Origin of the sequence: Streptomyces sp. NRRL F-525, assembly GCF_000716605.1 — a bacterium.
Taxonomy (GTDB): Bacteria; Actinomycetota; Actinomycetes; order Streptomycetales; family Streptomycetaceae; genus Streptomyces.
The window spans coordinates 148,067-164,863 of record NZ_JNXE01000021.1 but is presented as its reverse complement, the minus strand read 5'-3'; the positions used below and the strand labels follow the sequence as shown (position 1 = coordinate 164,863).

At 68.5% G+C, this 16,797-nt stretch carries 18 protein-coding genes and 3 pseudogenes; 9 read left to right on the top strand and 12 right to left on the bottom strand.

Going from position 1 to position 16,797, the window contains the following annotated elements:
- The first annotated feature begins 192 nt into the window (after positions 1 to 192).
- Entirely contained in the window at positions 193 to 1,731 is a 1,539-nt protein-coding gene (locus OO69_RS28280) for a hypothetical protein (RefSeq protein ID WP_033283643.1), read from the top strand.
- 897 nt (positions 1,732 to 2,628) lie between these two features.
- Here OO69_RS28280 and OO69_RS53925 read toward each other — a convergent pair.
- The 4 genes from OO69_RS53925 to OO69_RS49570 form a co-directional block, all read right to left on the bottom strand.
- Positions 2,629 to 3,132, bottom strand: coding sequence for a transposase (locus OO69_RS53925; protein ID WP_420707913.1), 504 nt, complete (start codon positions 3,130 to 3,132; stop codon positions 2,629 to 2,631).
- A 139-nt stretch (positions 3,133 to 3,271) separates the two neighbouring features.
- Positions 3,272 to 3,397, bottom strand: coding sequence for a hypothetical protein (locus OO69_RS53575; RefSeq protein ID WP_267885216.1), 126 nt, complete (start codon positions 3,395 to 3,397; stop codon positions 3,272 to 3,274).
- A gap of 21 nt (positions 3,398 to 3,418) precedes the next feature.
- The gene (locus OO69_RS52035) at positions 3,419 to 3,556 is read right to left on the bottom strand and encodes a hypothetical protein (RefSeq protein ID WP_158713432.1); all 138 of its coding nucleotides are present in this window, start codon (positions 3,554 to 3,556) and stop codon (positions 3,419 to 3,421) included.
- A 43-nt stretch (positions 3,557 to 3,599) separates the two neighbouring features.
- The gene (locus tag OO69_RS49570; RefSeq protein ID WP_051801252.1) at positions 3,600 to 3,803 is read right to left on the bottom strand and encodes a DUF6192 family protein; all 204 of its coding nucleotides are present in this window, start codon (positions 3,801 to 3,803) and stop codon (positions 3,600 to 3,602) included.
- Here OO69_RS49570 and OO69_RS53920 point away from each other — a divergent pair.
- The 3 genes and pseudogenes from OO69_RS53920 to OO69_RS53915 all read left to right on the top strand — a co-directional run bounded on the left by OO69_RS53920 (position 3,802) and on the right by OO69_RS53915 (position 5,335).
- Positions 3,802 to 4,005 (top strand): transposase, encoded by a 204-nt coding sequence (locus OO69_RS53920; protein ID WP_051801251.1) that lies wholly within the window; start codon positions 3,802 to 3,804, stop codon positions 4,003 to 4,005. The genes OO69_RS49570 and OO69_RS53920 overlap by 2 nt on opposite strands.
- A 26-nt stretch (positions 4,006 to 4,031) precedes the next feature.
- Positions 4,032 to 4,181, top strand: a complete 150-nt coding sequence (locus OO69_RS49560) for a hypothetical protein (protein ID WP_158713431.1) — start codon at positions 4,032 to 4,034, stop codon at positions 4,179 to 4,181.
- 48 nt (positions 4,182 to 4,229) lie between these two features.
- Positions 4,230 to 5,335, top strand: a pseudogene (locus tag OO69_RS53915) (IS630 family transposase).
- Between the two features lie 153 nt (positions 5,336 to 5,488).
- Here OO69_RS53915 and OO69_RS28250 read toward each other — a convergent pair.
- Positions 5,489 to 6,013 carry a hypothetical protein gene (locus OO69_RS28250; protein WP_033283602.1) on the bottom strand — a complete coding sequence of 175 codons (525 nt, stop codon included), beginning with the start codon at positions 6,011 to 6,013 and terminating at the stop codon, positions 5,489 to 5,491.
- A 300-nt stretch (positions 6,014 to 6,313) separates the two neighbouring features.
- Between OO69_RS28250 and OO69_RS48950 the strand changes: the two genes are divergently transcribed.
- A complete protein-coding gene (locus OO69_RS48950; RefSeq protein WP_051801249.1) occupies positions 6,314 to 6,631 on the top strand; it encodes a hypothetical protein in 318 nt (105 codons plus the stop codon).
- 416 nt (positions 6,632 to 7,047) lie between these two features.
- Here the strand turns inward: OO69_RS48950 and OO69_RS53910 are convergent, their stop codons facing one another.
- Both OO69_RS53910 and OO69_RS53110 read right to left on the bottom strand, forming a co-directional pair.
- Positions 7,048 to 7,320, bottom strand: a complete 273-nt coding sequence (locus OO69_RS53910) for a hypothetical protein (RefSeq protein WP_078652596.1) — start codon at positions 7,318 to 7,320, stop codon at positions 7,048 to 7,050.
- Between the two features lie 337 nt (positions 7,321 to 7,657).
- Positions 7,658 to 7,847 (bottom strand): annotated as a pseudogene (locus OO69_RS53110) (DNA primase); the annotation flags it as partial.
- Here OO69_RS53110 and OO69_RS52025 point away from each other — a divergent pair.
- Positions 7,818 to 8,237: a hypothetical protein gene (locus OO69_RS52025; protein WP_033283601.1), complete on the top strand. Its 420-nt coding sequence runs from the start codon at positions 7,818 to 7,820 to the stop codon at positions 8,235 to 8,237. The pseudogene OO69_RS53110 and the gene OO69_RS52025 overlap by 30 nt on opposite strands.
- Positions 8,228 to 8,983, top strand: coding sequence for a DsbA family protein (locus OO69_RS28230; RefSeq protein ID WP_033283600.1), 756 nt, complete (start codon positions 8,228 to 8,230; stop codon positions 8,981 to 8,983). Before OO69_RS52025 ends, OO69_RS28230 begins: the two co-directional genes overlap by 10 nt.
- 193 nt (positions 8,984 to 9,176) lie before the next feature.
- On the opposite strand, the gene OO69_RS28225 is transcribed toward OO69_RS28230, so the two are convergent.
- Together OO69_RS28225 and OO69_RS52020 are read right to left on the bottom strand one after the other, a co-directional pair.
- The gene (locus tag OO69_RS28225) at positions 9,177 to 9,926 is read right to left on the bottom strand and encodes a DUF429 domain-containing protein (RefSeq protein ID WP_033283599.1); all 750 of its coding nucleotides are present in this window, start codon (positions 9,924 to 9,926) and stop codon (positions 9,177 to 9,179) included.
- Between the two features lie 50 nt (positions 9,927 to 9,976).
- A complete protein-coding gene (locus OO69_RS52020) occupies positions 9,977 to 10,858 on the bottom strand; it encodes a hypothetical protein (RefSeq protein WP_158713429.1) in 882 nt (293 codons plus the stop codon).
- Between the two features lie 1,176 nt (positions 10,859 to 12,034).
- Here OO69_RS52020 and OO69_RS48940 point away from each other — a divergent pair.
- Positions 12,035 to 12,640 (top strand): annotated as a pseudogene (locus tag OO69_RS48940) (response regulator transcription factor).
- A 265-nt stretch (positions 12,641 to 12,905) separates the two neighbouring features.
- On the opposite strand, the gene OO69_RS28215 reads toward OO69_RS48940, so the two are convergent.
- From OO69_RS28215 to OO69_RS28205, 3 genes are read right to left on the bottom strand one after another with little or no spacing between them, the layout of a single operon-like run.
- A complete protein-coding gene (locus tag OO69_RS28215) occupies positions 12,906 to 14,177 on the bottom strand; it encodes a hypothetical protein (RefSeq protein ID WP_033283598.1) in 1,272 nt (423 codons plus the stop codon).
- Positions 14,178 to 14,215: 38 nt separating this feature from the next.
- Positions 14,216 to 15,484: a sensor histidine kinase gene (locus tag OO69_RS28210; protein ID WP_033283597.1), complete on the bottom strand. Its 1,269-nt coding sequence runs from the start codon at positions 15,482 to 15,484 to the stop codon at positions 14,216 to 14,218.
- On the bottom strand, positions 15,475 to 16,128 hold the full coding sequence (locus OO69_RS28205) for a response regulator transcription factor (protein ID WP_019065258.1): 654 nt from the start codon (positions 16,126 to 16,128) through the stop codon (positions 15,475 to 15,477). Before OO69_RS28205 ends, OO69_RS28210 begins: the two co-directional genes overlap by 10 nt.
- 119 nt (positions 16,129 to 16,247) lie before the next feature.
- On the opposite strand from OO69_RS28205, the gene OO69_RS28200 reads away from it, so the two are divergent.
- Complete coding sequence (locus OO69_RS28200; RefSeq protein ID WP_158713428.1) at positions 16,248 to 16,769, top strand: hypothetical protein; 522 nt, start codon at positions 16,248 to 16,250, stop codon at positions 16,767 to 16,769.
- Positions 16,770 to 16,797: the final 28 nt, after the last annotated feature.

Genomic DNA, 16,797 nt, shown 5'->3' with positions numbered 1-16,797 from the left:
CGCCGAGTACCGCCAACTCGGCTCAGCCGCAGGCTACTTCGACGACTTCCAGGACGGCCGCGACCCGGCCGGCATCTCCACCCAGGACGAGGAACTCGCCGTCCGCTGTCTGTACCGAAGGGTGCGGAGGGAGCCCTCGATGTGGTCGCCTCGTGGCCCGGTCCGGGGCGCAAGGGGTGGCAGGATGACGCGGTGTCCGACTCTCTGCGTGAACTCTGGCTGCGCGGCGTCGCCTTCAATCCGGCGGCGCCCTCCGACGTACTGATACGCCTGCTGGATCAAGCGGCCGGCGAGGTCGGCCTGCTGATGTGCAAGGATCGCGACCTGCCCGACGCCGTCATCGACGCAGCCCTGTGCCACCCGGAGTGGCGGATCCGCGGCGCGCTCGCCCGCAACCAGCACGTAGACCCTTCGCGACTCGCCCCCTTGGCAACGGACACCTCGGGACTCGTCCGCGCGCGGCTCGCCAACCCCCACCTCCGCCCCTGGCCCCTCTGGGTCCGACCGCTGCCGGACGACATCCTCCTCACCTTCCTGACCGCCCAGGACGGGGGCGAGGACGGCAAGGTCACCGCGCACGAGATCATCTCGGAGCTCGACTCGTCCCGGCAGATCCCGCTGTCCTTCTTCCGCTCCATGGCCGGGCACGAGGACCCCGCACTCCGCATACAGGCCACTTGGCGGTGGGAGTCGCTCACCCTGGCGCAGCGGGCGGGGCTGCTCGACGATCCGGACCCCGCGGTCCGTGAAGCGGCGAAGGACAGGAACTGGGAGCTGGACCCGGAACGGGTGGAGGCCAAGCTGCCGTCCATCCGTCCGCGCAGCAGGCCGTTCGTGCTCGGCAGATGCGCCCTGTCGCCCGCGCTCGTCGAGCAGTGCTTCGCGGACGACACGGTGCACCCCCTGGCCCGGAACCCCCACACTCCGGCCGACGCCGTCGCCCGGCTCGCCCGGCATCCCGAGGCGAAGGTCCGCGAGATGGTCGCCGCCCGGCCCGGCCTGGGACCGGACCTGGTGGCGGAGCTGAGGGAGGACTTGGACGAGGACGTGCGGATGCGCGCACGCCTCCACTCCTTCCCCCGCACCTGGGCCGAGTACGACGTGATCGACCGGGTCATCGCGCACGGTCCTGGCTGCATCTGCCCGATCACCGAGCCGGACCCCGACCCGGCCACCGTGCCGTCACCCGACTGGTTCGCCGCCTGCGCGGTGTCCGGGGAACCGGTGCTCCGACGGGTTGCGGCGAGCTGGACCCGCCTGCCCGCCGCACTTGTCGGGGCACTCGCGCATGACGACGACGAGGAGGTCCGGATCCGGCTGGCGTGCCGCCACCCGCTGGCTCCGCCGCACCTCCTCCTGGACGTCTTCGTCACCCGCCCGGACCACCGTTCGCACCTGCTGACGCTGCCCGGCTTCCCGCGCACCGGCCGGACCCACCTCATCGGTCACTCGGATCCCGAGGTACGCGCCCTGGCCGCAGCCGATCCCACCCTGCCCGAACCCCCGATCGAAGACCCCGACGAGGCGGTGCGCCGGGCAGCCGCCGCCAACCCGATCCTGACGCCCGAAGTCCTGGAGGCCCTCCTCGCGGACCCCCGCACCGCGGAGGGAGCCGCGGCCAACCCGTCCCTCGCCGTCCCCCGCATGCACGCGCTCCTCGATCGCTGCCTGAACGGCGCCGCCACCCCACCACCGACCAGCCGACGCCGAGAGACGGGGACTGCTGCATGAACTGGTGACAGCGGGGTTTATGCAGCCAGAGCCGCAGGTGGGGTCGTGATGGTCTCGTACCCGACGGGGGTCAATTGCTTGACCGCGTGTCTGGCCTGTTCCGCGACGCCTTACGCCGAGCTCCTCGCTCTTTGCGCGTTCGCACAATCGGTGCCCCGAAAAGCGCCTAGGGATGGTGCGTGAGCGGCTGCCCCGTGTGTGGCGACTGTGCAGCGATCCGGGTCAGCCGGTCACCGTGTTCGTTCGCACCGTCCTCCGGATCATGGCAGGGGTGTGCAACTGCATCGCCGGAGTAGTCGTTCCCCTGGACGTTCACGGCTACCCCACTCTGAACCGGACGAAGCGGCTTGCCGTTGCTTTGCCCACTCTCATGTTTGGCGCATGTCGCCGCTCAAGGGCACACCGGGCGATGCGCGCCACCGCGTACCAGCTGATCCCAGGGCCGTGCGCCTGATGATCTGCTTGGCGTCCCCGGTCACATACACCGCAGGGGGGCGCCTCACGGAGACCAGCGCGCCGATCGCCGCGTCCACCACCCCGCCGCGTTCGCATCCAAGCCGGTCCGCTCAGTTCCATGCGCGGGAGGGCGGTCGGACGGTGCCGAACGAACAGCTTCCGAAGGTTGTCACCACTACTGACGGATGGGATGTGCCCAGCTTGCTCACCGATCAGCGCAGGCGGTAGGGGCAAGTCCAATCGCCTGCGGCCGCTGCATCCGGAGGCGTATGGGCTTGGGCTTGCCAGCCGCTTTCACAGGCTCGACAGGGTGCGGTGACGTACGGGGTGGGTAGGAAGGCCGGGTGAGCCGGCGGACCATAAGAGTGATGAAGGTCCACGTAATGTGGGCCTCGCTATGGGAGATGAGCCGCTCGTAGTCGCGGACGTTTCTCCGGGCTCTCATAATCCACGAGATCGCCCGCTTGACACGCCACCGCTTGGCCAGCAGGGCGAATCCGTCCTGGTCCTTGCGGCAGGGCATCGTTTTGAGGGTGATGCCGAGGAAGAAGTGGGACCGGCCCACGAGGGTTCAGCCGTAGGCGGAGTCAGCCCGGCGACGGCGAGTTCGGGATGCGTCAGGCGCAGGCGGAACAGCTGGTCACGGGCGGGGATGCTGTCGTGCGGCGAGGCCTTGGTGACCATGACGTCCAGAGCCATCCCGCGCATGGCCGCGGCCAGGTGCCGCTTACGGCCGTTGATCAGCCTCCCGCCGTCGATTCCGCGGGTGGCTTGGCGCACGGTCTCGGCACCTTTGACGGACCGGGAGTCCTGGATCACCGCGACGATGCGGGGATCCAGGCCGTCGTGGACGCGGACTCGTTCGTGCAGCTCGGCATGGATGCGGGCCAGGTCCGCGCTCGCCCGCCATCGCTGGAAGAACCCGTAGACAGTGCGCCAAGGGATCCCGAAGTCGACAGGAACAGCCCTCCACTTGCACCCATTGTCGTTGACGTAGCGGTGGCATCGACGACGTTGCGGCGCGGGTGAGGACTTCCAGGGTGGCCTTGACGCCGCCGAGCTGGTCCAGGACCAGGCGGATCCATTAATCGCTGGCGGCCCTCTTGGCGTGCGGGGCGATGATCCCGGTGATGAAGTTGGTGACCCGGTGCAGCTCCGCCTGGAAAATCGCCCGCTCGGAGGAGATCCAGAACTCGCTCTCCTCCGACATCTGAAAGCCGTCCCGCCTGCTCTAGGTCACCGGCGACAGTCCCTCCTTGACCGCGACCTTCCGCAGGAACCTCAGGCCCGCCCGGACCTGCGACGGCGTGCGCTTGGTCGCCCGGCACAACTGCACGAGCGTCAGCCCCGCCGGCTTCGCTTCCTGCATACCGTCTGGCCGCGGACACGGGCGGGCAGACCCGCCCCCATGGCTACTGGCCCCGCAGCAGCTGGGCGAGCTGTTCATCAAGGTCGACCTGCCCGGTCGCGGCCGCGGTCGCGATCCAGTCGGCCGTCGCGCGGATCTTCTCCAAGTGGTTCTCCAACACCTTCGTCTGAGTGTCGGTGAACTCATGCCCGCGCAGCTTCGAGGCCCGCTTCCGGACGCACGAGCTGGCCGAGATCGTGGCCAGCATGCCCGGCATCGATCCGCCGCTGGGTGCCGGGTTCATCGCCGCGGTGGGCAACGACCTGGCGGACTCCACCAGCCCGGACGGGCTCGCAGCGTTCGCCAATCTGGCCCCGGTACCGCACGATTTCGGGAACCGGAACGGCAACCTGCACGGCCACACCACTGTCATCGGGGTCTCCAGCGCGTCCTCTCCATGTCCGCCCTGACGAGCGTGCGCCACGACCCCAACTCCATGACGTTTTACGACCGCAAGCGCGCCGAGGGCACACGGCATACCCAGGCCGTGACCGCCCTCGCCCGACGCAGACTCAACATCCCGTGGGCACTGATCCGCAGCGGCCGATTCCACGAGGTCGCACCACCCCGGCCCACCGGTTACTGATCATTTCGGGTTGTTGTCGGGTGCTGATCCCTGCGGTAGGCCGGTGGTATGCGGTACGCGCAGGGCGGCGGGTTGACCGCCGAGCGGCGACAGTTTCGTGAGCGGCTCCGATACGAGGCAGGCGAACGGTTCACACGCGGCGAGAGGACCGCGGTGATTGCGAGGGATCTGCGGGTGAGTGAGCGGTCGGTGGAACGCTAGCGGCGTGCCCGGCGGGAAGGCGGGATGGATGCCCTTGCCACCGCAGGGCCGCCGAAACTGCCCAAGCTGTCCGACGACCAGTTCGCAGAGTTGGAGAAGGAGTTGGCCCTCGGGCCCGCCGAGCACGCCTGGGAGGACCAGCGGTGGACCCTGGCACGGATCAGAGTCCTGATCGCCTTCAGGTTCCGGATCGACTGTTCGATGGCGGCGGTATGGCGGCTGCTGCACCGCCACGGCTGGTCCTGGCAGTCTCCCGCGCGCCGGGCCATGGAACGCGACGAGCATGCGGTCGAACTGTGGAAGAAGGATGTGTGGCCGCAGGCGGAATGACTGCGGCGGCGCTCGGGGCCCTTGTCGTCTTCGAGGACGAGGCCGGGTTCTCGACGACTCCGCCACGGGCCCGCACCTGGGGCCGGCGTGGGCATACGCCCGTGGTGCGGGTGCGGGTGCGGGTGCGGGGCCGGTCCTGGCGCCGCTGGTCGATCGCCGCCATGTGCTGTTACCGGCAGGGCGACGCGTCCCGGCTGATCTACCGGCCGTGCCGTCGCCGCAAGTACAAGGGAACCGGACGCGACAGCTTCGCCTGGCGCGACTACCGCGACCTGGTCGTCCGCGCCCACATCCAACTCGGCGCGCCCATCGTCTTGATCTGAGACAATCTCAATGTCCACCCGGCCGTCGGGATGCGTGAGTACGCGGCCGCGCATGACTGGCTCACCATCGTGCAACTACCCTCCTATGCACCGGACTTGCATCCGGTGGAGGGCATCTCATCGCTGTTACGGCGCGGCCCGCTGGCCAACACGGCCTTCACCGACGACGAGCATCTTGAACGCACTCTGCGCCGGGGCCTGCGTCATATCCAGCTCCGGCCCGACCTCATCTACGGCTGCCTTGTCGGCACCGGACTCACCCTCACCCAGCACCGGACAACAATCCGACGAGCTCAGTAGCTCCTGTGCCCCTCTCCTGTGCCCCGCACTCGTCCTCGCGATGCTCAAGAACATGGCCCGTGCGGAGGCACTTGGTCTGCCTCGCGAGAGGGAGCCGAGAGGGGCCGGCTACTCCCGGAGGAGGAGACCGACCCCTACGTCGAGCGGACGGGATCAGCTCAGGCCGAGGTCGGCCAGTGCGGTCGTCCAGTCGGTGACGATCGCGTCCTGGGCGTCGGCGAGGGTGACGGTGCCGGCGCAGACTGCCTTCTTGAGTTTGTTCTCGACGGTGTCCTTGTTGGCAGCGGTCTTGGTGCCGTACTCCGGCTCGGGCCAGAGGTTGAGTTCGCTCTTGGGGGCACCGCCGAGTTCGAGGGGGACGAAGTGGTCCTCCTCGTAGTCCGAGGTGCTGGTGTCGGTGTAGCCGTACTCGACGATCTGCGTCTTCTTCAGCGCGGTGGTGTACGAGCTGGAGGGCCGGACGGTCGCGGTCCACCCGGAGACGCAGATCGTGGAGTCGATGGTGGACTGGGTGACGTCCGGGTTGAAGGCACCGGGCTGGCAGGTGGGGTCGGGGAGGGGGAGGTAGTCCTGGCTGCAGCTCTGCGCGTGGGCGGTGCCGACTGCGACGGTGAGGCCGGCGCCAGCGAGGGCGAGGGAGGAGAGGGCGGTGACCAGGGAGCGGGATATTCGGGGCATGGGGGGATCTCCCGGAGCGGTGCCCGGCAGGAATTCCGGGCGGTCGTGAGCATGACAGCACCGGGATCATCTATGCGGGTAGAACCTTTGCCGGTCGCGAAGATCCCTTTGTTGAATGTTTCAGTAGGACAGGACCGACGGAGGGGAAGTCATGGCCCGGGCTTGGTTGGCGGCACCGCGCGCCGGGCCCGGTGACGGCCCCGGCCTAACGTGAGGCCCATGACCACGTTGGCGCTTCTGCATCCCGGCGCCACGGGCGCGAAAGTCGGCGGCCAGGCGCCCCGTTAGGGAGCCCGGGCGTTGTACGTCCCCACCGGCCGCGGCCACGCCAGCCTCCAACGGGCCCAGGAGGCAGACCTGGAGGCCGCCGGGCCCCTCGAATCCGCCCTGGCCGCAAGCGACTTCGTCCTGTCAGTCCGCCCGCCGCACGCGGCGGAGGACGTGGCGCACGAAGTCCTCACGCACCCCTTCCGAGGCGCGCACGTCGAGGTCAACGCATCGGCCCGGACCCGGCGCATCGCCGCCGCCTACGCCGAGCGTGACGTACTCATGCTCGTACCGCAACCACCGGCCTACCGCGGGGATCAGTACCCGACAACAGCCCGAAAAGATCAGTAGGCGTAGCCGGGGACGGGTCGGAATTTGTGTGGGACACACACGGAGGACGATCCGGCGCGGTCAGCGGTTGCCCCGGCGGCCGCGATCGGGGCCGCCAACTGGAACAACTTCCCGACTTCCTCGGAACTGCACATGGACCAGACGCACGCTGGCTGAACGACGGCCGCCATCCCGGAGGCTGCGCCCTGTGCTTGTGATCAGCTCAGGCAGCAGTACGACCCAACAGTGGGCGACGACCTGCGTGCCCAGATGCCACAGGTCCAGAGGACTCATAGGCTGATCGTGCTCGGGGTAGTCACGGAGGTCGTGCCATGCCCCGAACTATCTGGTCAGGTGCCATCAGCTTGGTTTGGTGACTTCTCTGAACTAGTCCCGGACTTCGCAGGTCACCGTTTCAGGTCTTGTGACTCAGCGCTTCATTCGCCCAACTCGTTCAAGACTACGAGCGAGTACTGGGACCCGACCACCCTCAAACCCTCAGCAGCCGCGAGAACCTCACCTACTGGCAAACTGTGAGCCCTGTCGAACGCGCCGCCCGGAGAACTCACCGACGCTGGTGGCAACGGAGCTGAGAGACGGTCGGCAAAGCCAGCCTCGGCTACGACGCCGCGAAGAATATCAACGCCCGCAAGCGCCACATCGTCGTCGACACCTGCGGCCTGGTCGTCGAGGAGGGCGTACCCGACCATCCGGCCATCGCGCGCGTAGAGAGGGGGTTGGTGTTGCGGCGCCCTGTCTTGCCGAGGGCCTGGCGGACCTAGTCGAGGTGTTCGGGGTCTTCCAGCCACACGACGTGTTCTTCGTGGGTGAGATCGCCCTCGGTCAGTAGTGATGTCACGGCCGTAGCCCCTCCTTCGTCTGCGGGGCCTGATGAGGGCCCGCCTTGTGGTGTAGTGAGCCGCCCGCTGCCGGATGTGGCCCTGCGACCCCATGGCAAGTCGGGCGGATGCGGGTGGGTAGGCACTGCCGCGCCCCTGGTGGCCTGACCGATGTGCGACAGTTCGCCGCAGTAGCACGGGAGTTGGGTCATGACGGGGCATCCAGCAGGGCGAGGTTGGGGTAGTACTTGCGGCCGTTCGATTTGATCACCTCGGCGGGTGACGCGAGGCCGACTTCCTGCCGGACGCCAGTCGTGAAAGCTCGGGTACGGGCCCTCGCCGGTGCTGCACCAGGACGCGTAGGCGGCGTGGAGCAGGCCCTGCTCGACGCGGAGGTCGACCTCGGCCCCTGCACCGAGACCCACACCATGGACAAGATCCTCAACATGCGCGAGGCACAGCGCGAACTCGCCGACCGCGGACGCACCACAGTGATCATGCGGCTGACAGAACACACCCGGCCGTACGCCACCTCGGAACCCAACAGCCGCAGTAAGCACCGGCGGCGGCCACAGCAGGAGGGGACCCGCGCGCCGGGCCGGCCCTCTTCCCGCTCGACCGTCGTCAGCTCTCCCGGCGCCGTCGAACTGCTGCCGGCCACCGGAACAGGCCGGCATCCGCAGGCACCAGTGGAGCGGGACGGCAGAACCGAACCCCGCAGTCTCAGTCCCATAGCGGATGGCCTACCCTCCCACTCCAAGACCACAGGGGGGGCATCATGCGGTTGAATCGCGGAAGTAGACGGCTGACAGCAGCCGTACTGACAGGCATACTCGGTGCGGCACTGGTGAGCTGCGGGTCCCGGCACCCGGTCGCCGCGCCCGACAGCGGGCAACCAACGGCGGCCAAGGCCGACTACCCCGGGCTGGGCGACGTGCCCGAGCAGGTGGAATCGGACGGCACCGGCATTCTGGTGGGCGACCCCCAGGCGCGGGTGACCGTGCACCTCTACGAAGACCCGCGCTGCCCGTACTGCGGGGAATTCGAGACCACGGGCGGCGGCCCGGTCCTGACCAAATGGGTCCTGCGGCACAAGGTCAAGGTCGAGTACACGATGGCATCATTCCTGGACCCGCGGCTGGGCGGAAACGGGTCGAAGAAGGCGGTCAACGCCCTGCGCGCGGCACTGGCGAGCGGGAAGTTCGCCGAGTACCACACCGTCCTCTACCAGAACCAGCCCTCCGAAGAGGTGGACGGCTTCACCACCGCGCGCCTGCTGCAACTGGCCAGCAAGGTGAAAGGGCTGCGGAACCCCTCCTTCGACAGCGCCGTGAAGTCCATGAAGTACCAGGCCTTCGTCGACTCCGCCGAAAAAGTATTCGCCGCCGCCGGGCACTACAACGGGCACGCCGGACCCGGCACACCCACCGCCGAAGTCAACGGATACCGGATCCCCGTCAAATACAGCGGACTCCTCTACAAGGCAGACCTCTTCGACCAGTACCTCGCAAAGGTGATCGACGCAGCGACGTGAGGGGCGATCTGCCGGAGCCTTCGGGTTCCGACCGAGCAGGCAAGGCGATAGACCGGCTGCCATGAGGGGGGCTGTCTTGAGTCGCGGTGGCGACGCCGACCTCCTTGGGAGCCTGTTCGATGGTGAGGGGTCTCCGCGTGCTGCCGCTGCTCGCCGGCAAGGGCGAACGAGATAGGACATCAAGAGCAGGTGATCAGGGGGCTGATGGGTCGAGCCTGATCAAGCTGTCGGGTACGGGAAGGTGCATCCAACCCTCCACGGCGGCGGCCCGGTCCTCACGTTCGCCCTGGGGCCCAGAGGTCAGACCCAGGGCTGCGGCCCGGGCCACAAGGGCGGCGATCAGCGCATCGAAGGCGTGTTTGTTCTTCTCGTATACCTGCCGGGCACCGGGTTCGAACCGCAGCCATGGCGCTGCCTCGAGCAGTGCCTCTGTGGAGCGCGTACCCCCCAGGCGCCATACGGCCCGGGCGCCGGCCGGATACACCTCTACCACCGGTCCTGCGCCGGTCCGGTCAACGGGGCGGCCTCCAAGGGCAAGTTGGTCGGCGAGGTAGGCCCAGCGCGCTGCGGTCGCCCCCAGTTTGTCCATCGACACGGAGAGCGGAACGCGCCCGACCAGGGGCCGGACCACCGCATCCGCGACCCGGTCAGTCGTCCGCAGCCGCAGCCGGGCGTAGTGCTCTGCCCGACCCGTCCGCCCCGGCCACGGCTGGTGACCCGCGTGCGCCGCCACGGCTTCGACAAACGCCGCCGGCCAGCCAAACGGGCAGTCAACCCCCGCGCGCTCGCCCGGCACGAGACCTGAAAACAGCTCCAGCAGATCCTCGTCCCCGCACCCGACCGTCGGAGTCATCGCTTCTGCCCCGTCCGGGCTCCAGCGGATCTCCGCAGTCGCTGTGGACCGCGCCCCCACCGCCAGATCGACACCGATGGTGCGCTCCACCTGTTCTTCCCCCTGTAGGCGCTGCAGATCCCTCGCCGAAGACATCCAGACTATGCCTGCAATAGACGCCCGCCTCGCCCGCCTCCCTCCGGCCGCACCCTCCGCCCCGCACACAGCGCAGATCTGCCCCAGCCACCCGGTACCCCTCGTCCACGGCAGAACAGCCAGTCGACGACAGACGTCGTCGGCGACGGCTGAAAAGTGGCTCTGTCCGCAGTTCCGTGAAGCTCAGTCGTTGGAGGCCATGAGGCCGGTTCGCTGCGCGTAGTTTTCCAGCGGCTCTCCTGAGTTCCACCAGGACCTGTAGTAGTCCCTGAAGGAATTGACGGCTTCAGCCGTCTCCAGGCTGGTCCGCTCATGAACGATCCGTCCGCGGTTAGCAACAGCAGAACCGCTGCGTCGTCGATGATCGCCATATTCACCGCGTCGACGCCGCTGTTGGTCGTCACCACGCGGGCGTGATAGTTGGCCAGGCCGTGCATCTCTTCATAGTGCTCTCGTAGCCACAGGCGCATGGCACTCATGCCGGGCTCCTGGGCCGGTACACCGATGATGCGGTGGAACGACGCGCCGGGGTTACGCCGTGTCCAATCGGCCGCGGTCCTGAAGTACTGCTGCGCCGCCGGGGATTGGAAGCTCGGCGGCGGTGTATTGCGCACGTAGCTTGTGTAGATATGGCGCTCAGCCGTGCGCACGAGACGTGCGAACGACAAGAAGAACTCGTCGCTGGTGCGGTAGTGCGTGGACACCGAAGGTGCCTGCCGATCGCGGATCTCAACAGCGATCGATAGCAGAACATAGAGGACCGCGTAGATGAGCGGTATCTGCCACTTCACGTCCCATGCAAAGAGGTTTGCGACGATCGACCCGCCAGTAACGAACAAGAGAGCGAGTAGCAGTAACTTCTGCTCAACGGTTCGCAGATTGACCACGCGCCGCATCCTCCACCCCCGTTGCGCTTGTGCACCGCGCCTGCGGTCAGGCAGGTGACATGCGCTTCGTGTCTACCCCTCAAGCTGAGTGAGGATGCGGGCCCGGAGGAGTTCGAACGAAGCTCGGCCGTACATTGCTCTCTTGGGTGTTTTCACCCGGTTCACGTGGCCTTCTACGCCGCCGGAGCTCCAGGGGAGGGTGAGGCCAGCGGTGACGGCGACGAGGTTTTGGCGGAGGGAGCCGGCGAAGCCCTTCGTGGGCTTCGGCGCGTCCTGTTCAGCCTGTCCCGCAAGCACCTCGCCGCCCTTCGCGCAGGCACAGCCGAACCGTCCGGGCCGATATTCCCAGCCCGCGCAAGATCACCTCCTGGATCATGCGGCCCCGCGAATCGGCTTCGTGGAGGAGTCCCTCGGAGAGTCCGGCGGCCCGATCGACGTGCATGGCGACAGTCCATCGGCGTTCTGCGGGAACATGCTCGTGCTTGCTGGAGCACCATCCGGTGTTGCAGCAGTCGGCGCGCCAGGCCACCGTGTCCGGCAGAAGGCGCAGCAGGATTTCCGCGTCTCCGATGCTGAGGGTGTGAAGGTCACGGCTGACCTCGCACCGCCTCCCGTCGGGCGCGAAACCTTCGGCTGGTTTTGGGCCGGGTCTCCAAGATCGATCTTTTGGATACCGACCCCATGGAAGAGTTCTCGCTTCCCGAGGACATCACCGCCCTCAACGACGAAGAGCTGGACGCCCTCCTTGACGGTGCGATCAACGCCTTCGACGCGATGTCGCGCAGTAGCACCGTCGCCACCGATGACCTGATCCAGCTCCGCGAGCTGGCCACCGGGGTCGAGAACCTCCGCGCCGAGAAGGTGAGGGCGCACAAGCCCGGGAACGCCTCCCACTCGCCGATCGTCTACAGTGCGACGAACGTCTACACCCTTGTAGTCACCCGTATTGGCCCGTTCACCTACGTCAGGTGGTCCAAGGGAAAGGGGCGCCGTCAGCAGATGGGCGCTCCCCCTGGGGCACGGCACCACGGTGACTCTGGCGCGCTCCACCCGGAGCGATGCCGCTGCGACTCGTCGCCGGCCGCCTCGCGGCGTGTCCGTCGGCCATGGCCCACTGGCCGCCCGAATCACTCATCTCGGACACGATCCGCCCGGCCGGAGCACCTAAGGGAGACCATGCGTCACAAGATATTGGTCGTTGAGGACGATCACGTGCTGCTGGACTTGCTGCGCCGTGGGCTGTACGAGGAGGGCTTCGAGCCCGTCCTCGCCGCCGACGGTGCCACCGCCCTGCGGCTGGCCACCGGCGACATCGCGGCGGTTGTCCTGGACATCGGGCTGCCCGACGCGGACGGTCGGGACGTATGCCAGGCGCTGCGCACCAACGGCTTCCTGGCCCCGGCCATCTTCCTGACCGCCCGGCAACAGCTCGCGGACCGGCTGTCGGGGTTCTCGGCAGGCGGTGACGACTACCTGGCCAAGCCCTTCCGTCTGGCCGAACTCACCGCCCGGCTGCGCGCGTCGGTGAAGCGGGTTACGCCGGCCGCGGCGATCGCGGTCGGGGACCTGACTCTGGACGCGGTCGGCCACCGCGTCACCGTGCACGGCACGGCCGTCGCCCTGTCCCCCACGGAGTTCCGGCTGCTGGCCGCACTCGTGGCCGCGGGCGGGAGCGTCGTTCGGCGCCGCGAACTGGTCGCGGCGGGCTGACCGGAGGATACCCAGGTCAGTGACAACACACTGGACCAGTACCTGACCCGGCTGCGGCGGAAGCTGCGTTAGGCCGACAGCGCGCTGACCATCGGCACGGCGCGCGGATCGGACACCGCCTTTCATGAAGCGCCTTGTCCTCGATCAGCTTGGAGGAACAGCGGGCGGCCGAAGCCGTTGAGACGCCGGCTTCGACCGCCCACGTGAGTCCGCGGACATGCCCGGGCTGACACAGGCAGCCGCCTGCACTGACCACAGCTCGGCGGCGGGTGCCGAGGCGGCGCGGTTCTCTGCGCGGCCCCGCACACTCGGCACGTCGCCGGGCCCAGGGGGTCTGTCAGCCCATGTCCGTCAGGAGGGCGTTCAGTTCCTTCTCCTGCTGCGCAGGCGGCATCGGCGGATTCGAGTGGTCGATGCCGAAGGTCCCCAGCACCTTGTCCATCTGGGCGTCGATGGAGGTCCAGCCGGTGTCATCCAGCGGCTGCAGCGATGCCTGGTCGGCGTCCCACAGGTCACGCAGCGACTGGGCGGCCGCGTGCGCTCCCTTCGCGTTCCCCGAGCGTGCGTCCTTGAGCGAGGTGGAGGCGAGGTTCTTCAGCGCGGCGACCTTGGCGGGCGGGAACTTCTTCACCGCCTGACCGGGAGCCATCTGGACGGCGGAGGTGTTGTCGGCCTCCGGCGCCGGGCCGGTGTGCGGCTGGCTGTGGGCCCAGATCAGCAGGCCCATGGTGGCGACGGCGAGCAGTCCGAAGCCGGCCAGACCGACGCGCTCCTTTCGCAGGTCGCCGGTGGCGTGGGTGGCATGGGCGGCCTCGTAGGTCTCGGTCACGTCCGAGCGTGTCACCGTCAGGTAGGCCACGGTGGCCAGGATCAGGCCGAGGAAGATCAGGCTGGTGGTGAAGGTGCCCAACGCGAGACCCGTCGGCTCGCCAGGCTGAGCGACCTTCGGGGAGGCGAGCCAGTCGCCGATGTTCGCGCCCAGCGGGCGGGTCAGGATGTAGGCGAGCCAGAAGGACAGCACCGGGTTCGCGCCGAACTTCCACAGCAGCGTGATCGCCGCGATGAGGCCGAGCGGCAGCATCACCGAGGCGCCCGGGCTCCAGCCGGTGAGCTCCAGGGTCCAGTCCCCGGTCGCGGTGCCGAGCGCGAAGGTGACGAGAACCGCGAGCCAGTAGAACGACTCACGCGGAAGCGTCGTGACCGAGTGGATCGAGAGGGTGCGCTCCCGCAGCCACCACACGCCGAAGACCACGGCGAGCAGAACCGAGAACACGGCGGAGCTGATCCACAGCGGCACATTGAGCTGGTCGGTGAGGATGTCGGTGTACAGGGTGCCCGTGACACTGACAACGACCACGGTCAGCCAGTACGGGAACGGCACATACCGCTTGAGCCGCATCTGGACGGCCAGGACCACGACGAACACCGCGGTGAAGATCCAGGCCGTGTTCACCAGGCCGACGCCCAGCTTCATGTTGATCCAGTCGGCGAAGCTCTCACCCACGGTGGTGCACAGGATCTTGATCACCCAGAACCAGACGGTGACCTCGGGGACCTTGTTGAGCATGAGGCGCCCGCTGCGTGGGCGTGCTTCCGTTGTCGTTGTCATGCAGGGAGCCTTACGGAGGGAACCTGCAAGCAACCTGACTACGTCGCCGCCTTCGCGGCCGGGAGTGTCACCTGGACGTGACCGCGGCCGTCCGCGATCGCCCGGACCTCCACACCGGCCGAGGCAGCGATACGCCGGACCACCGGCAGCCCCAGCCCGTACCCGCCGCCGCCGGTCACGCCCGCTTCGAAGACCCGGTCGACCTCAGCGGGATCGAACCCTGGGCCGTCGTCCAGGACATCTACCACGATGGCCTCGCCCTGGCTGCGCGCGGTGATCCACACACGGGACTTCGCATGCCGCAGGCTGTTCTCCAGCAGGGGTGACAGCAGCGACACAGCGACGTCGGGCGCCAAAGCCACCTCGACCTTCGCCGGGAAGGCGACCTCGACCGCGCGGCCGCCGATCGCCTGCCGCGTGGCGGAGCGCAGATCACACCGGGTCCCCTCGTCCGTCCGTGCGCGCGCTGCGCGCAAGAGCGTCGTGATCGCCGCATTGAGGCGGTCGACCTCGCTCAGCACCACCTCCGGCACCACCTGCTCGCCGGACAGCTGCGCCAGCTGCGCCTCGCCTCGCAGGACCGTGAGCGGTGTCCGCAGCTCGTGGGCGATCTCGTCGGTGAGCCGGCGCTCGTCCGCCAGCGCGTTGTCAACCCGCTCCAGGAGGCGATCCAGGGTCTGTCCCAGTTCCCCGAACTCGTCACGGGGGGCTCCGAGGTTGAAACGGCGCCCGGGCTCGTGATGGCCCCAGTCGTCGGCGAGGGCGGCCATCTCGTGCACGACGCGCAGCGCGCGGTGCACCACGAGGTGCGCGACACCGCCGGCGAGGAGGATCGTCAGGCCGCCAAGAATCAGCGACAACGTCAGGCTGCGCTGCTCGGACGTCTCGTAGGGCGTGAGGTCCACCCGGACGATCACCATGACGTGGTGGCCGCCGGTCGGAACCGGCCGCGCGAACAGGAGGTAGTCGCCGACGGTCGCGGTCTGCGATCGCCCCGAGTCCGCCAGCTCCTCGACGCGCCCGACCAGGCTCGGCGGCACGTCCCCGTCGACAAGACGGCCATCGGCATACACCCAGGCGACCTCGTCCAGCGCCTCGCTGCCGTTCTCCGTGAGCACGACACGGCCGCCCTTGACGCCGACGTTCGCCGCGACCGCCTCGGCGCGCGTACGGGCCAGATCATGCGCGTCGGCATCCGTCACCCTGCTCAGCAGCACGTGCGAAACCACCACCAGGATCGCGACCACGGCGGTGGCGATCAGCACGGTGAGCGCGACGACCCTTTGGCGAAATCCCGTCACTGCCATCGGTAGCCCACGCCGCGGACGGTCGCCAGACGCTCGGCCACACCCAGCGGACCGAGCTTGGTCCGCAGCCGGCGCACATAGGAGTCGAGGGTGTTGTCGCTGACCTGGGCCCCGTGCGGCCAGCCGGCGGCGACGAGGGCGTGGCGGCGTACCGCATCGCCCTGCGAGGCGATCAGGCGGCCCAGTAGCCGGAACTCGGTCGGGGTCAGGCTCATGCTCACCGCATCGTAGGTCACCACGTGCTTCGCCGGATCGAGGACGACCTCGTGCGGTGCGGACGCCACGGTGGCCCGGCGCAGCAGCGCCCTGACACGGACCAGCAGTTCCGGGATGTCGAAGGGTTTGGTCATGTAGTCGTCGGCGCCGGCCTCGAAGCCGCCCACCTTGTGATGCAGTCCGTCCAAGGCGGTGAGCATCAACACCGGCACGTCGACGCCGCGAGCCCGCAGGGCCAGGCAGACATCGCGACCGTCGGCGTCCGGCAACCCGAGATCCAGGACGACCAGCTGGGGCGCCGGTGCGAGCTGCCGCAGCAGGCTGTCGGCCGTGGCGGCGACGGAGACGGTGTGGCCGTCGTGCTCCAGGGCGCGCTTGAGGATGCCGCGGACCGCCGCGTCGTCTTCGCACACCATGATGAAAGCCACGTGCTGACCCTAGTGCCCATGGCGGGCACCAGGTCGGGACGGCGGATACGCGACCGAGCCGCCTGCGGCATGGCCGCTGCCGCATTCGCCGCCGTGGTGCTGCCCCTGGCCTCCGTCCTGTGGCTGGTGGTCGGGCACGGGGCCAAGCGCTTCGACAGCGTGTTCCTGAACAGAGGAAGGGCGTCGGCACGTCCGCGATCGACCTGGCCACCACGGACGGCGCCACGGCGGCGATGGGCGGCGCCTATCCCGCCGCCAGCGTGCTCGCCCGCACCGACTGGGTGAACGCGCACAAGGCCACGGTGCAGAAGGTCGTCGACGCACTCGTCGCCACCGTGCACTGGACCAGCACGCACAGCGCGGCCGACATCGCGAACAAGCTCCCGGGGTCGTTCGTGTCCAACCAGCTGGTGACCAAGGCCGACTGCATCACGGCCCTGAACGAGGGCAGGGGCCAGTTCCTCCCGGACGGTCTCATGCCGGCCGACGGCCCGAAGACCTCTCCGGCGACGGAGAAGCCGGTCGGCAACGTGAAGGGGACAGCGAACCTCAGCAGGACGTTCACCAACGACTTCGCCATCCAGGCCAACAAGACCGAGGGCTTCAAGACGACCACGACTCGGGCCGGACCGAACGGCTGAGCCCGCTCCATGCCCGAGGCCGCCCAGC